The sequence below is a fragment of the Acidithiobacillus ferriphilus genome (genome assembly GCF_018854775.1).
GTDB classification, from domain to species: domain Bacteria; phylum Pseudomonadota; class Gammaproteobacteria; order Acidithiobacillales; family Acidithiobacillaceae; genus Acidithiobacillus; species Acidithiobacillus ferriphilus.
The window spans coordinates 1-15,279 of record NZ_JAAZTY010000026.1; the positions used below are offsets into that span (position 1 = coordinate 1).

The following is a 15,279-nucleotide window of genomic DNA, read 5'->3' on the forward strand; positions in this document are numbered from 1 at the left end:
TGTGATGCTGTTTGGCAGTGCTGACGGAGTCATCGAACGCAAGGCGTAAGTGGTAACAAGCGACCGGGGGCAATATGGAAGGCGAAATAGACCACCGCGGCACCCGCCGTGACTTCATTCACGGTGAGTTGCATCGCCGGGATCTGAATATCGATCCCTTCCGCCAGTTCGCTGACTGGCTGGCGGCAGCAACAGAAGCGGGCAACTTTGATGCAACGGCCATGGCGTTAGCGACAGCGGACGCAGAGGGGCACCCTGACGTCCGCTTCGTCCTTCTCAAACATTTTGACGAACGTGGTCTGTGCTGGTACACCGATCAACGCAGTCAGAAGGGGCAGGAGCTGGCGGTGAATCCGCAGGCGGCCGCGGTATTTTACTGGCCGGAGAATGATCGACAGGTGCGTGTAAACGGGCCGGTCGAGAGGCTCAGCGATGCCGAGGCAGAGGCCTATTTTCAGCAGCGCCCCGGCAGCAGCCGTTTTGCCGCCGCCGCCTCCGAGCAGAGCCAACCCATCGCCAATCGCGCGGCACTGGAACAGCGGGTAATCGATTTACAGGCCCGTTACCCGACTGGCGATGTCCCTCGCAATCCCGCCTGGGGCGGCTATCGCCTGTTACCAGAACGCTTTGAGTTCTGGCAGGGGCGGCGCAGCCGACTGCATGACCGCTTTCTTTACCAGCGCTCGGAAGATACCGGTGGAGTCTGGGTGATTCAGCGGCTGATGCCCTGAGAAGCAGCGCTAAAACTCCTCCAGTCGCGCCTCGTAATCCACCACGATCATCCGATAGATATTTCCCCCCAGTTGCACGTGGGCAGACTGCGGGGCACCGATACTGATCGTGTTACCTCCCGCCACACTCAATCCCGAAGGTCCGAAGTGCTCCTGTTCAATAAGGTCGTTGAGCAGGGCTTCCAACTCCTCACGGGGTGCCGAGACGGTGTTGTCAATCACCCTACAAAGTTTGCCTCGTTTAGTTTTGGCCGCAAGGATGACCGCATCTGAACGCAGGGGCGGCAGTCCGCCCTCCTCTTCCTGCTGTTCCTGAATCATATCTGCCCGCTCCTGGGAGATTCATCGCGAAACAGCCACGGGGCACTTTGCCGCCGCTGTGTTTCGTAAGCACGGATGGCATCCTCCTGTTGCAAGGTCAGTTGGATGTCATCCAGACCATGCATCAGTTTATGCTTGTGGCCAGCATCCATGGGGAAGGGATACCGGCTGTCACCCATGGTCTGCACTTCCTGTGCCGGCAGGTCGATGCGCAGATGGTAGCCGGGGTTCGCCGCCACTTCATGGAAGAGATGATCCACCACATCCATGGGCAGGCGCACCAGCAGGATGCCATTCTGCACGCAATTATTGGCGAAAATATCGGCGAAACTTGGAGCAATCACTGCCCGAAAGCCATAATCCGCCAGGGCCCAGGGCGCATGTTCACGACTGGAACCACAGCCGAAATTTTCCCGAGTCAACAGGATCTGTGCGCCCGCATAAGCGGGCTGATTGAGCACGAAATCCGGGTTGTTTACCTGCTTTCCATCCCGCTCCAGATAACGCCAGGCGTCAAAGAGGTGCTTACCCAGCCCCTTGCGCTCGATGGTCTTGAGGAATTGCTTGGGGATAATTGCATCAGTGTCCACGTTGGGACGATCCAGCGGCGCAACCACCGCTTCCACTACGGTAAAGGCTTCCATTATCTCTCCATCCGACGCTGTACGACATACTCCACGGCTGCACATTCTGCTGACCAGCCGCGGATTGCCGCAAAAATACCGATCTCCACCATGCCCAGACTGCACAAGCCCAAGGCGAGGCGCAGTAACCAGTGCCGCGCGCGTTTTTTAGTGCACGACCCAGTCACGTACATCCACAAAATGGCCGGCAATGGCAGCCGCTGCGGCCATTGCCGGGCTCACCAGGTGGGTCCGTCCGCCAGCACCCTGACGCCCTTCAAAATTGCGATTACTGGTGCTCGCGCAACGCTCCCCCGGTTCCAGGCGGTCGGCATTCATGGCCAGACACATGGAGCAGCCCGGCTCCCGCCATTCAAAACCGGCATCCCGAAAGATGCGATCCAGGCCTTCGGCCTCCGCCTGCGCCTTGACCAGACCGGAACCCGGCACTACCAGCACCACCTTGACCGACGCGGCCTTGTGATGGCCTCTGGCAACCGCCGCCGCCGCCCGCAAGTCTTCAATGCGGGCATTGGTGCAGGAGCCGATGAATACCTTGTCCAGCGCTATCGAAGAGATGGGTGTTGCGACCGCCAGATCCATGTAAGCCAGCGCATCACTCCAGCCCTTGCGCCGCACCGGATCTTTTTCCAGTGCAGGGTCAGGGACATGCGCGGAAATATCCACCACCATCTCCGGGCTGGTGCCCCAGGTGACCTGGGGTGCCACATCCGTAGCCTCCAGACGAATCTCGGCGTCGAACTGCGCATCAGGGTCGCTGTGGAGTTCGCCCCAGGCCGCAACTGCCTGATCCCAGACCTTGCCGACCGGGGCATAGGGACGGCCACGCAGATAATCGATGGTGACGGCATCTACGCCCACCATGCCCGAGCGCGCACCCGCCTCAATGGCCATATTGCACAGGGTCATGCGACCTTCAACCGACAATGCCTGCACCGCAGGTCCGGCAAACTCGATGGCGTAGCCGGTGCCACCCGCCGTACCGATTCGTCCGATGATGGCCAGCACCAGATCTTTCGCGGTCACCCCATTGCCCAATTCACCCTCCACCCAGATGCGCATGGATTTGGATTTGCGCGCCCACAGGCATTGGGTCGCCAGCACATGCTCCACTTCGGTGGTGCCGATCCCAAAGGCCAGCGCCCCCAACGCCCCATGGGTCGCCGTGTGGGAGTCCCCACAAACCACCGTCATGCCCGGCAGGGTCAGGCCCTGTTCCGGTGCAATGACGTGCACAATGCCCTGCCGCTTGTCGTGCATACCAAATTCTTCGATGCCAAACTCCGCACAGTTCTGGTCGAGGGTATCCACCTGCAGGCGCGAGGTGGCGTCGACAATCCCTGCGGCACGATCAGTGGTCGGCACGTTGTGGTCGGCCGTCGCGATATTGGCATCAATGCGCCACGCCTTGCGGCCCGCCGCCCGCAACCCGGAAAAGGCCTGCGGGCTGGTCACTTCGTGCAACAACTGACGGTCGATATAGAGCAATACCCCGCCGTCCTGCTCCGTATGGACCACATGGCTTTCCCATAATTTATCGTAGAGTGTTTTTGCAGACACCACTTGTCTCCTCAGAAAGTTGTCGTTTCCGGTCCACCGACGGACCGCGTCAGGCGGGCTGGGGTACGGCCTCTATCCAGGCCGCATCTATGGCACAATCGTTGTTCGGCTGAATGGCGAAATAGTCCCGCACCTCGGTGGCGGCATCCGCGCAAAGGCTGCGGATCGCAGCGACCCGCAACTCCGGGGTCCGCATACGCCCTATCCAGCTCTCAAAGCACAAAGGCAATTTCCAAGCCTGCTGGTCACTGACCATGAAACCCGCCAGGACCAGCATGGCTTCCCACTCCGAGTACCGATAATTGCGCACATGGGAGGCATCCCGCAAGACTTCGATACTTTGCAGCAGGGTATCCAGCAGCGGTGTTTCCGGTGCGATTACATCGATCACCACCAGCCTGCCCTCCGGTTGGAGCACCCGCCGCACTTCCCTCAGGGCACGCGGCACATCCGCCCAGTGGTGCGCCGAGAAGCGGGTCACCACCAGATCGAAGCAAGCATCGGCGAAAGGCAAAGTTTCCACCACGCCTTGCTGCGTCCGCACATTCTCCAGCTTGCGCCGCTGCGCCTCGGCCGCCACCACCACCAGCATCTCTGCCGAAAGATCATAAGCTGTTACCTCCATGACCTCACCCGCCAGCGCAAAGCCCGCGTGTCCGGCACCACAGCCGAGGTCCAGTACCCGCCAATCCCGCTGACCATCAGCCAACGCCCGTAACCGCTCCAGATCGGCCCCCTGCGCATGGGTAGAGCTCCACAGGTAATCCATTGCGGCGACACCAAACTGTGCATCTACCAATTTTTGCTGGTCCATGATCAATCCTTACTCTGTCGTTTTTAACGGCGTGAATGCATCGTACAGGCCTTGTTAAACTGGTACAATGTGACAGTTTATACTGGTATATTTTCTACCATAAGAGCTTGTATTGCATCCAGGAGAAACGTATGGAAACCAGAGTGCCGGTCAAGAAGCGGAGGAATGGTCTGGGGGTCAGACGACTCTCCACCATCACCCTCGAAGCCAAGCTGCATGCGGATCAGGAAGCGACGCTTCGGGTGGAAGCAGGCCGGGTCAGCGTCGGGCCGGTTCCGGCAGATCACCTGACGCTCAGCGAACGCCTGGATCGCTTTGATCCGATGAGCATCTATCCATGACCGGCAACGCGCCGCTCCTCGGCGACTTCATCCGCCGTCACCGCGGAAAAATCACCCCGCAGCAGGTGGGCCTCAGCATACAGGGACGACGACGCACCCAGGGTCTGCGCCGTGAGGAACTGGCCCTCCTCTGTGGAATCAGCAGCACCTGGGTTACCTGGATAGAGCAAGGCCGCCCCGTACAGCCCTCCACTGCCGTACTGGACCGCCTGAGTCAAACGCTGCAACTCTCCGAAGCGGAACGCGCCTACCTGTTCGACCTGGCCGGCCGTGCCGATCCCACTGCCGACAAAACCCATACCCAGCCCCCGCATGCCGTACTGCGAATTGTGCAAGCCCTGGACACACCTGCCTATGTACTGGATCGCTATTGGAATGCGATCGCCTGGAACACGGCCGCGGCGGCGCATTTTGTCGGCTGGATGGACCAACCCCCGACACCGGGCAGCCCTCCCCCCAATCTGCTGGAATTCCTCCTGCTGAATCCCACGGCGCGCAGTTTTGTCGTCGACTGGGAAGGCCGTACCCGGCGGATCATCGCGGAATTTCGTGCGGATGTGGGCAAGCATCTGGACGATCCGCAAATGGCCCGCCAAATCGAGCATCTTCAGCAAAACAGTCCGATTTTTGCTCAGCTCTGGGCTGCGCAGGATGTCGTCGAACGGGAGGGTGGCAGGCGGGTTTTTCAGCATCCACAGCACGGGCAGGTGGTCTATGAGCAGAGCACGTTATTGCCAGCGACCAGCACCGATCTCAAGCTGGTCATCCTGCTGCCGGAATAGGAAGCAACGATTTCTGGCTTGCTGGCTTTGTCACGACGCGCCCTCGTCGGTGCCCCATAATGCCAATTCTTGTTCCTTGCCAAACTTGTGGGCATAATTCCCGCATATTCAAAAATTGATTTCCAAATGATTCATTCGCACCCAATTACAAAGGAATTAGGAGGATTGCATGCGGTTTCGATCATTGGTGGGAATGGGCATTCTGTCCTCGTGGGCAATAGTGGCAGTTGCGCATGCGGCTCCCCGTTTCACGGTGGGCAATGTGCCATCGTACTACCAGGGGAATTTCGGGACGGGCAGCCATGTCAACATTTTTTACGATGCCACCTATTTACAGTTTCGCAATCGGGACCTGCGCCTCAAGTTGATGGTTCCCTACCTCTCCGTTTCCGGGTTGCCCCAGGGGACGCGGCTCACGAGTGGGGGTGTTGTCCACCGCTCTGGCACGACACAAACCCGTAGTAACGTGAGCGGCCTGGGTGATATCTGGTTATCCGCACACTACACGGTTTACCAGAGAACCGGTCTTTTGCCCGCCGTGGTGCCCTATGCCAAGGTCAAGCTTGGTACGGCCTCCGCCGCCAAAGGATTGGGCACCGGGCGCAACGATTACGAGGTCGGCGTGGGTCTGGACGAGACCATTGGCACCCGCATCTTTCCATTCGCCCATCTGGGCTACCGTTTCGTGGGCAATCCCGTTGGCGGCAATCTGCACAATATCTGGACCTATGATATGGGTTCCAGCTTTATTGCCACATCACGCAACATCCTTACAGCAATGTTTTCTGGTTCCGAATCCGAGCAGCCGGGTTATGCGGGTCCGGCGGACATCGTTTTTGCCTGGAACTACAATGTCACGCGCGCCGGTAGTGGCATTCAGCTCTATGCAGACAAAGGATTGTCTAACGGCAGCGCGAATTACGGTGTTGGCCTAGGTGCTCAGGTCGTCTTTTAATTGGTTCCTGGATCCGTGCAGATTCTTGAATAAATACTATCTTCGCCAGCCCACGGACCGTCGGCGAGACTGAGGCGACCGTTCTGCCAATGGATGGTAGTGAGGGAGCCGTTCGCGATTTGCACTTGGCGGAATCTGGCAAGCGGTTCGCCCCGGATTTCAAGGACGGCGGTCCTGATCACTCCTGCATGGGTAACGGCCAGGATCGGTCCAGGTCCTGCGGCAGTGTCCTGGAGGAAAGAGCGTACGCGACGCTGAAGATCGGAAAGGGACTCTCCACCTGGAGGCACCACCTCGTCGGGGGCCTTTTTCCAGCGGCGCAACAACTCGGGCCACCGCGTTTTGATCTCCACTTGCTGCAAGCCCTCCCAGTCGCCGTAACCCATCTCCACCAGCCGCTCATCCGTGGTGACGGGCAGACCCAGGCGTTCTGCGACGATACTTGCGGTGGCATAGGCCCGCTTTAGTGGGCTGGCCACAATGGCGACAAGATTCAGGCGCGCGAGGTGTTCCGCAACCCTTCGCGCCTGCGCCTCACCGTTGGGCGTGACTTCCGGGTCGCTGCGGCCCTGATAACGCCCGCTGCGATTCCATTCGGTCTCACCGTGCCGCAACAAAAACAGGATGGTCTCCATGGCCGGGGCTTTTAATAACGCCAGGAAACACCGGCTACCAGTCTGCTGCCGGCATGGATGCTCTGACCCGCCAGATCCAGCTGGTAGGCGATGACCGGTCGCACGTTTTTGGTAACGGCGTATTCGAGTCCGATACCACCTCGCAGTATATTGTAGAATTCTGAGGCGTTGGGGGTTGTACTGACGGCGAGCGCGTTACTGGCCAGCGTTTTTGAAAAAAACAGAGTACCGATGACGGTGAGGCGCCGGATGAGACCGACGCCCGCCACCGCCGAGGCCCGCACCTGCGTCACACCATCCCTGACGTAGATGCGCGGGCCGACTGAAAGGCCGGCGTACGCCACCCGGGACCCGAAATTATGCTCTACTCCCACCTCGTAATCCGGTTCGACGGCCAGGGCGCCGGTCCCGAGTTGGGGGGTGGTTGATGTCCGCCCGGTGGGAATGATCGCGTTGACGGTAATGGCGTCGGCGAAGTGCGCACGCTGTCGCAATCCGTAGGAGAGGCCGATCTGTTGATCCTGCAACCCCCCTGCGGAATAGGACGCCTTTGGTTTGGATTTGGTGAGCAGGGCGGCGCGCAGTTGGTAAACCAGCGCCCAGCCCTCCCCGATCCCTTGCTCGCCATCGATACGGAACTGCGTCTCCGAAAGCTTCGAATGGGTCGGGGTGCTGCTGCTGCTGAATGAAGTCTGCGGGAAGAGGCGGTCGGAGTGATAGAACCTCACCGTGGCCTTGATTTTCCCGGACCCCGCGGGGGGAACCCACGGCTGGGCATAGGCGGACTGGCCCCATCCCACGTAACAGACGACCAGCATGACCAGGGCCGGGAGCTTCCTGCGACGGATATGCATGGGTTGAGCCTCTCCTGTGTAAATGATAACGCGATGTGTGCCTAGTTGGCGAAGGCCAGATATTCGAACCCCATGCCGCGCATCTCATCCGGTGAAAGCAATCCACGACCGTCCATGACCGCCTTACCTGCCATCGAAGAGTGGACGCGCGGCCAGTCGAGGTTGCGAAATTCCGGCCAGCTAGTGGCGATCAGGACAGCATGACAACCCCGTGCCGCAGCATAGGCATCGGCGCAATATCCCAGGGCAGCATGGGGCGGCAGCACTTTTTGCGCGGTAGATATGGCGGCCGGGTCATAGGCCTGGACAACAGCGCCCTGCTGGCAAAGCATGGAAATCACGGACAAGGCAGGTGACTCGCGCACGTCATCGGTCTGTGGTTTGAAAGCCAGGCCGAGGACGCATACCGCCTTGCCGTGGAAGCCCCCCAGGGCGTCGCCGAGTTTCGCTACGGCGAGGCTGCACTGGCCGGCGTTGATGTCCGTGACCGCATGCAGGAATTGCGAATAATACCCCTGCTGTTCCGCAATGGCGGAGAGGGCCAGGACGTCCTTGGGGAAGCAGGAGCCTCCGTAGCCAAGGCCGGACTCCAGGAATTCGGCGCCAATGCGCTCGTCGAATCCCATGCCTTGGGCAATGGCATGGATATTGGCCCCTACCCGCTCGGCAATACGGGATATCTCGTTGATAAAAGAGATTTTGGTGGCCAGGAAGGCGTTGGAGGCATATTTGGTGAGTTGGGCGCTGGCTGGATCCGTCAACAGGACCGGGCAGCGCAAGGGGGTATACAACGCCGCCACCTCTTCCGCCGCAGCACTGTCCCAGGCACCGATCACGGCGCGATCCGGGTGGAAGGTGTCATAGACCGCCGACCCTTCGCGCAGAAATTCGGGGTTGACGACCAGCGGGGCATTAATCCCCGGTGATAGGTGCTGGGCCAGGATGTCGGCCACGCGTTCCGCATTTCCACCGGGAGGGGTGGTGCTTTTGAGAACGACGATGAGGGGCTGCGTCGCCGCGAGGGCGACCTGCCGGGCGGCCTCTTCCACTTGGCTCATGTCGGCATGTCCGCTGGGAGTCGGCGGCGTACCGACGCAGATGAAAGCCATATCTGCATGCCGCATGGCTTCCTGGTAAGAGGTAGTGAAGTTGAGGCGGCCGGCCCGGACGTTCCGTTCCACCACTTCGGGAAGCTCTGGTTCAATGAAGGGGATCTGGCCCTGACGCAGCAGGACGATCTTCCCTTCGTCCATGTCCACTCCCGTGACGTGGTGCCCTAACTCGGCCAGGCAGGCCGCGGTCGTCAATCCTACATACCCGACACCAATGACTGCGATGTGCTTCATACTGCCTCCTGCGTGATGCTCATGGATGATTTGTAGTAGCCCTGCTGCCAGAGTCGGCCATATTGGCCTCCTTGCGCGAGAAGTTGCTCATGGGTGCCGTCCTGAATGATGCGGCCGTGTTCGAGAACCAGTATCCGGTCGGCGGCGGCGATGGTCGCCAGGCGATGGGCGATGACCAGGGTGGTGCGACCGGTGGTGAGGCGATTCAATGCCTCCAGCACGCGACGCTCGGAGAAGGTATCCAGCCCGCTGGTAGGCTCGTCGAGGATAACGATAGGCGCATCCCGCAACATGGCCCGGGCAATGGAGACACATTGCCGCTGCCCGCCGGACAGCGACGCCCCCCGCTCTCCGACCAGGGTGTCGTAGCCATCGCGCAGCCCCCCGATGAGGTCATGGAGACCAACCGCCTGCGCTGCACCGATAGCCTCTTCGCGCCCGGCACCGGCGCGACCGTAGGCGATGTTCTCCCAGATGGTGCCGTGGAAAAGGAGCGGTTCCTGCAGGACCAGGGCTATCTGGTCGCGGACAGAGGTGACTTGCAGATCGCGCAGATCGCGCCCGTCCAGCAGGACCCGCCCTTCTATGGGATCGTGAAAGCGGGGAATGAGGCTCACCAGTGTGCTTTTGCCGGCGCCCGTAGTGCCCACCAGGGCCACTGTCCGACCGGAATCCACATGGAAGGATATATCCTTCAGCACCAGTTCACCGGGCTGGTAACCGAAGGAAACGGAGCGAAATTCCAGCGCACCGGTACAGGATGGCAGAGGCACGGCGTTCGGGGCGTCCCGGATATCGGGTTCTTCGGCGAATATATCCCCGAGGCGTTCGGCCGCCACCGTCGCCTTGCTGACGGTCCCAGCCATCTTGGCGAACTGGCGCAGGGGCGCTGCCATGCCGCGCAGGTAGGCGAGAAAAACCAGCAATTCGCCCGTCGAGATGCGCCCGGCCAGCACCTGGGAGGCGCCGTACCAGACCGCTATCCCCACGGCCGCGGCCACCAGGCCGCCCACCAGGGGGGTAAAACGCATTTGCAGTTCATTGGCTTCCAGTGCCGCATCCAGGCTCTGTTCGGCGCGTTCGCGAAAGCGATTCTCCTCAAAGGATTCCCGGCCATACGCCTGGACGACGGGAATGCCGGCGATGCTTTCCTGCGCCATGCTCCACAATTCGCCTTCTTTCCGCCGCGCCAGGCGGAACGCCTGTTTGAGACGCCGGGTGTGACGCTGGGTGATGACCAGCAGCAGGGGGACGGATGCTATCACCACCAGGGCGTAGCGCCAGTCAATGGCGAGCATGATCCCGGCCATGCCGACGATGGTGAGCAGATGGGCGAAGAGCCCCGTTCCCACCGACACGACAAAGTCCTGAAGGGTCTGAATATCGCCACCGAGCCGGGCCATGAGATCCCCGCTCTTCTGACGGCGGTGAAAAGCCAGCGAAAGCCGTTGCAAATGGGCGAAGAGGGTGCGCCGGATGTCGAAAACGGCGCGTTGCCCCACACGCAACAGCAGGCGGCCCCCGGCATAGGCCAACGCAGAATCGGCCACGGCGAACAGGAGCATGACGACCCCCAGGACATCCAGCAGCGCCACACGATGGCCGAGGGGATCCGGCAGGAACCCGGCAAGCCAGACAGGCAGAGGTTTCTGGGAAATCACGCTGTCGATGACGAACTTCAAGGGCCAGGGAATGACCAGCAACACCATGGCCCGCGCCGTCATCGCCAGAGCGGCGCCGGACAGCGCCGCCCAGTGCGGGCGCAGAAACCGGCGCAAATCCCAAAGGGAGAAGGGGGATTGTCCCTGGCCCATGGCCGCGCCCATCACATCGGCCCGGATCGCAGGGCGGCGATGATATCCGTCACCTGCCGGGCAGTCCTGTCCCAGCCGAAAATCCCCCCTGCCGCCTCCCCGGCGCGCTGTCCCATGGCCTGCCGCTGCGACGGCCCGTTCAGCATAATGAGAATGCAGCCGACACAGGCCGCGAGGTCCCCCGGCGGGAAGAGCAGACCGGTCACGCCATCCTCGATCAGGCTGGGTAGCTGACCGATGCGGGGCGCCACCACGGGCCGTCCAACCGCCAGTGATTCCACCACCTTGAGGGGCGAGAAGTAGAACCCATCCTGGGGGAGATAGGGTGCTACCGTAAGGTCCATGGCGGCGAGATAGCTGGGGATATCTTCATGAGGTACGCGCCCGGTCATGATGACCTTGCCACCGAGACCATTTTCCGTCGCACGGGACTGAAGGGCGGCGCTGCCGGGACCTTCGCCCACCACCAACAGCACCGCCTCGGGCGACTGTCGGCTGACCAGCATAAAGGCGTCGAGCAGAAAATCCAGGCCATGCCAAGGCTTCAGGCTGCCAACGAAGCCGATGACCGGTCGCCCATCAAGCCCGAGGCGTGTGCGAATCCCCTGTCCATCCACTTGCGGGTGGAAACGGTTGATATCCACCCCGTTGGGTAGCACGGTCACGCGATTCGCCGGCACCTTCCGGGAGAGCACGTGCTCACGAACGGCCTCTGACACGGCCACGATATGGTCGGCCCGCTGGAAGGCCGCGACTTCCGCCTCCTCCGCCATGGCCTTCAGCCGTAATCCCCGGAAACGCTCCTGTTCGTAGACCAGAGGCGCATTCACTTCCAGCACGTAAGGCACCCTCAAAGCGCTGGCGAGGTCGCCGCCGGAGCGATGAAAGAGCGCATAACGCTCATAGAGCGCGTCCGGCCGCACACCCGCCATATCCAAGGCATCCAGGGCGCGCGCCGCGAGCCGACGGTCGCAGATCAGCTTGTCGATCTCCCGGCGCACAGTCTGGTCATATTCCTCCTGCCCGATTCCCAGCCGTTCCCCCTCACTGCGAATCTCTGTGGGATCGGCGTCGGGCGGCAACTCGATCAGCCGCGCCGGTGGGTAAGGATTCCCTTTCCCCTGCCTGGCGCAGAGTAGCGTGACCTCGTGTCCGGCGCCGGCGAGCGCAGTGGTGAATTCCCGCACATGCACCGACGCCCCTTTGTCCCCGAGGACGGGGATACCGCGATCCGCGCACAGGTATACGATATTCATGGCTGCACACTCTGCACGAAAAGGGTGCGCAGGGCCTTGGCGGTCTCCCAGCATTCGAAGCGCTCCTCTATCTTGCCCCGGCTCGCCGCCGCGAGGCGGCGGCGCAGCGGCGCATCGGCAAGCAGCCGTTCCAGGGTATCGGCCAACACCACCGGGTCCCGCGGCGGTACCAGCAGCCCGGTACGGCCGTCCTCGATCAATTCGGGGATACCTGAAACCGCGGTTGAGACCACGGGCGTACCAGCCGCCATGGCTTCCGCCAGGACGTTGGGGATGCCGTCCCGGTCTCCGTCCTCCGTTACATGCGGGGCGAGAGCGAAAACAGTGGCTTGCCCGTAAAATGCCAGGAGGCGATCATGAGCCATGGCGCCCGGCAGGGTTACCATAGCCGTCAGACCCAGTTCGGCGATGTGGGTCTCCAGTTCCTGGCGCAACGGGCCTTCCCCGATGATGACGCAGCGAAAGGCGACCCCTCGGCTGTGCAGCAGGTGGCAAGCGGTAACCAGGTCTCGCATCCCTTTTTTGGGGACGAGGCGGCCCACCGAAAGGATCAAGGGCAGATCGGCATTTTCCCCCAGCGGCAAATCCGCAAAAGAATCGCCCTGAGGAAAGGCCGCGAGATCGATACCGTGGTAGACGAGATGGATTTTGTCCCAGTCCTGGCGCGGCAGAAAACCGCGCAGGTATTCGACGTTGTAGCGGGTGCAGGTGAGGACGAAATGCGCCGACTCAATCCGTCGGCGCATGACCTCCTGGGGGGTCAGGTAGAGATCCTTGGCGTGCGTTGTGAAGCTGTAGGGAATATTGCACATGACCCCGGCCAGGCGGGCGACCGTAGCGGGTGCATTGGCGAAGTGGGCGTGGAGGTGTTGAATGTTGTTCTGCAGACAACCATGCGCCACATAACCGGAACGCAGGAACTGTTTCCCGACGCTCAGCGGCCGACGGGTGCGGATGGACCACCACAACGCGAGCCCGGTGGCGTGCAGGTAGCGCAGCGGCGCCCGGGCCGCCACGACGGCGTGCCCCCTGGCTACCGCAAAAATGATCCGGGGCCAGCTGAGGGGAAGATAGGTCACGGTCGCCCGGACCTCTGAAACCGTGGGATGCCGGGGGGCGTCCTCGGGCCGCAGGAGCGAGAAAATATGCAAGGGAGTATCCAAACGCTCCAGGGCGCGCATTTCGTTGAGGATGAAAGTCTCCGAAAGGCGTGGATAGCGCTTCAGTACATACCCTACCGTTGGGGTTGTCGCCGTCATAGGGATACCTCCGTGCTCGTTCCGGGATAGAGCATCTCTTCCAGCACCTCGGCAACGCGATGAACACCCCCCAGGTCCACGGTATCCCATTGCTTTCCCAGCGACCGATCGCTGGCAACGGCGACCGGCACCAGTTCCACCAGCCGGTCGACCAGGTCTTCCTCGGGTTGTATCATCCACACGAGCCCGAGCTGGCTCAACGTCGTTGCGCGGAGCCATTGCTCCATGCGCGGTGTCGAGCGTGGCACCAGGATGGCCGACTTCCTGGCAGCGAGGATCTCTGCGGTGGTGTTGTACCCTCCCATCGCCACCACCAGATCGGCAATGTGCAGCAAGCCCACGAGTTCGGTGGTATAGGGGATAATCTGAATGTCCGGGCGCTGAGCAGCAAGCCTGGCCAGCGTCTGATACTGGTCCGGCGGCATGAGCGGCCCGGGAACGACGATGCTGTGTACCGTGTTCTGCGGAATCCGGCGCAAGGCCTCGAGATAGGCGTCAATCAAGGCATATCCATCGCCGCCGCCGCCGACGGTAACGAGAACCACCGGTAACCCCGACGGCGCCACCGGCACGTCCGCAATGCCGTGCAGGCCCGTGCGGGCGACATAACCGCAGTAGCGCACTTTGGCCGCCACCTTCGGTGAAAGCTTGTAGGCACTCACCACGTCGAACAGGTGGCGACTGCCGTAAACCAGGATCTGGTCATATTCCGTTTCCAGCAACTCGTAGATGCCTTGGGCCTGCCAAACCTGGCGCACGGTCTCGGGGCTGTCGATGACGTCCCTCAGCCCCAACACGGTGCGGGTCGCCGGCATCTCCTCCCGGATGAACCGCAGCGCCGGCAACAGCTCCCCTTTCATTCCCGCCGGAGCATGATCGACCAGGAAGAAGTCGGGCCGGTAGGAGGCAATGGCGTCCAGGATCGCCGCCTCGCGCTGCGCCTTGACCACCTCGAAGCTGGAGGAAAGATCCCTGGCCGCATATTCCTCGGCACCAACCTTGATGACGGGCGGGAGGGCCCGCACTTCCAGGCCTGTCGGCATCGGCCAGGAACCGGCCATGGGGGAACCGGTCAGCAGCATCCCGGAAAAAGGCGGTTTACGCTGCATAAGGTGCTCGACGATGGCCAGATTCCGCCGTAAATGGCCAAGGCCGAAGGTGTCATGAGAATAGAGGAGTACTCGTCGCGCCGATCGCCCATGTTTTGCGGCGGACCACTGGCGCAAGGCAACTGTGGATATCGGTTGCCCCGTTGCTACGAAAGTCCCCGGGGGGGATGGCGAATCACCGGCAAACAACTGATTCTGCCGGATTTCCCGGCCCGCGTAGCGTTGGCTGGCGGGCATGTAATCCGCCGCCTGCGCACCGGGCAGGCGGCGGTATCGCTCCGTTCCCCGCTGTATGAGGGGCTTCATCACCGCCCTCCTGAACGGAGAGATTGGAGAAATGGATTATCGAAGGTTTTCCGAATCGTCGCTGCTGAGACTTGTTCAGCCGAGGATTCGGTCTGCGGCAATAAACCGTTCGGACGACGGTAGGAATGGCGATTCCTGCGCCAGCAATCCATACAGAACGTCGTCCAGGCGCCGTCGAGAAAAATACGCACCGCGTGCGGGCTGTGATGGCCGCAAATCGTGCCGACAGTAGCGTCGCCCCCCCTCACCTGCTTCATTTCGGGTGCAAACTGCCAAGCCCCCAGCATAAGGGGAGCTTCGTCGTGTAGAACTCGCTTTTGTTCATAAGTGGTTGTCATAACACTCTCCTTGACTCTCTCCAATGTTGGGAAATGCCACCGATCTCGGCACCCGAAATAGATTAGTGGTAACTTTTCCCACTGTCAACAACCACTCAGACTCAAACCATGCACTCGTGCCATTCTTCGGTCCTGGCTATGAGCTCTTCCCCGGCAAGACACCGCCCGGTCATCGAATTCGTGCATATGCAGGTCGTCTGGTAGATGACGCCTT

The 15,279-nt window shown here is 61.3% G+C and carries 16 protein-coding genes; 4 read left to right on the top strand and 12 right to left on the bottom strand.

The genetic code is table 11. From position 1 onward, the window contains the following. Positions 1-74 precede the first annotated feature (74 nt). Positions 75-731, top strand: a complete 657-nt coding sequence (gene pdxH, locus HF921_RS02090; protein ID WP_064218509.1) for a pyridoxamine 5'-phosphate oxidase — start codon at positions 75-77, stop codon at positions 729-731. Positions 732-740: 9 nt separating this feature from the next. On the opposite strand, the gene HF921_RS02095 is transcribed toward pdxH, so the two are convergent. The 4 genes from HF921_RS02095 to HF921_RS02110 form a co-directional block, all read right to left on the bottom strand. Beyond that, positions 741-1,052, bottom strand: a complete 312-nt coding sequence (locus HF921_RS02095; protein WP_064218510.1) for a hypothetical protein — start codon at positions 1,050-1,052, stop codon at positions 741-743. Continuing rightward, the gene (gene leuD / locus HF921_RS02100) at positions 1,049-1,696 is read right to left on the bottom strand and encodes a 3-isopropylmalate dehydratase small subunit (protein WP_064218511.1); all 648 of its coding nucleotides are present in this window, start codon (positions 1,694-1,696) and stop codon (positions 1,049-1,051) included. Before leuD ends, HF921_RS02095 begins: the two co-directional genes overlap by 4 nt. A gap of 147 nt (positions 1,697-1,843) precedes the next feature. After that, on the bottom strand, positions 1,844-3,256 hold the full coding sequence (gene leuC, locus HF921_RS02105) for a 3-isopropylmalate dehydratase large subunit (RefSeq protein WP_064218512.1): 1,413 nt from the start codon (positions 3,254-3,256) through the stop codon (positions 1,844-1,846). A gap of 49 nt (positions 3,257-3,305) precedes the next feature. Next, positions 3,306-4,070, bottom strand: coding sequence for a class I SAM-dependent methyltransferase (locus tag HF921_RS02110; protein WP_064218513.1), 765 nt, complete (start codon positions 4,068-4,070; stop codon positions 3,306-3,308). Between the two features lie 131 nt (positions 4,071-4,201). Here HF921_RS02110 and HF921_RS02115 point away from each other — a divergent pair, with 131 nt between their 5' ends. The 3 genes from HF921_RS02115 (at position 4,202) to HF921_RS02125 (ending at position 6,148) form a co-directional block, all read left to right on the top strand. Next, positions 4,202-4,411, top strand: coding sequence for an AbrB/MazE/SpoVT family DNA-binding domain-containing protein (locus HF921_RS02115; RefSeq protein ID WP_064218514.1), 210 nt, complete (start codon positions 4,202-4,204; stop codon positions 4,409-4,411). Further along, positions 4,408-5,193: a helix-turn-helix transcriptional regulator gene (locus HF921_RS02120; RefSeq protein ID WP_064218515.1), complete on the top strand. Its 786-nt coding sequence runs from the start codon at positions 4,408-4,410 to the stop codon at positions 5,191-5,193. The genes HF921_RS02115 and HF921_RS02120 overlap by 4 nt, the downstream gene beginning before the upstream one ends. 169 nt (positions 5,194-5,362) lie before the next feature. Continuing rightward, positions 5,363-6,148, top strand: coding sequence for a hypothetical protein (locus tag HF921_RS02125; protein ID WP_215862296.1), 786 nt, complete (start codon positions 5,363-5,365; stop codon positions 6,146-6,148). On the opposite strand, the gene HF921_RS02130 is transcribed toward HF921_RS02125, so the two are convergent. From HF921_RS02130 to HF921_RS02165, 8 genes are read right to left on the bottom strand one after another with little or no spacing between them, the layout of a single operon-like run. Next, positions 6,145-6,783 carry a histidine phosphatase family protein gene (locus tag HF921_RS02130; protein ID WP_155735362.1) on the bottom strand — a complete coding sequence of 213 codons (639 nt, stop codon included), beginning with the start codon at positions 6,781-6,783 and terminating at the stop codon, positions 6,145-6,147. The genes HF921_RS02125 and HF921_RS02130 overlap by 4 nt on opposite strands. 11 nt (positions 6,784-6,794) lie before the next feature. Beyond that, on the bottom strand, positions 6,795-7,637 hold the full coding sequence (locus tag HF921_RS02135; protein ID WP_215849988.1) for a hypothetical protein: 843 nt from the start codon (positions 7,635-7,637) through the stop codon (positions 6,795-6,797). Positions 7,638-7,678: 41 nt separating this feature from the next. Beyond that, positions 7,679-8,983 carry a UDP-glucose dehydrogenase family protein gene (locus tag HF921_RS02140; RefSeq protein WP_215893222.1) on the bottom strand — a complete coding sequence of 435 codons (1,305 nt, stop codon included), beginning with the start codon at positions 8,981-8,983 and terminating at the stop codon, positions 7,679-7,681. Continuing rightward, positions 8,980-10,809, bottom strand: a complete 1,830-nt coding sequence (locus HF921_RS02145) for an ABC transporter ATP-binding protein (RefSeq protein WP_215862295.1) — start codon at positions 10,807-10,809, stop codon at positions 8,980-8,982. The genes HF921_RS02140 and HF921_RS02145 overlap by 4 nt, the downstream gene beginning before the upstream one ends. Beyond that, positions 10,809-12,053 (bottom strand): glycosyltransferase family 4 protein, encoded by a 1,245-nt coding sequence (locus HF921_RS02150; protein WP_215893223.1) that lies wholly within the window; start codon positions 12,051-12,053, stop codon positions 10,809-10,811. Before HF921_RS02150 ends, HF921_RS02145 begins: the two co-directional genes overlap by 1 nt. Continuing rightward, positions 12,050-13,312 carry a glycosyltransferase gene (locus HF921_RS02155; RefSeq protein ID WP_064218943.1) on the bottom strand — a complete coding sequence of 421 codons (1,263 nt, stop codon included), beginning with the start codon at positions 13,310-13,312 and terminating at the stop codon, positions 12,050-12,052. Before HF921_RS02155 ends, HF921_RS02150 begins: the two co-directional genes overlap by 4 nt. Continuing rightward, positions 13,309-14,727 carry a glycosyltransferase family protein gene (locus HF921_RS02160; protein ID WP_064218944.1) on the bottom strand — a complete coding sequence of 473 codons (1,419 nt, stop codon included), beginning with the start codon at positions 14,725-14,727 and terminating at the stop codon, positions 13,309-13,311. The genes HF921_RS02155 and HF921_RS02160 overlap by 4 nt, the downstream gene beginning before the upstream one ends. Next, positions 14,727-15,065 (bottom strand): hypothetical protein, encoded by a 339-nt coding sequence (locus tag HF921_RS02165; protein WP_064218945.1) that lies wholly within the window; start codon positions 15,063-15,065, stop codon positions 14,727-14,729. Before HF921_RS02165 ends, HF921_RS02160 begins: the two co-directional genes overlap by 1 nt. Between the last annotated feature and the right edge of the window lie 214 nt (positions 15,066-15,279).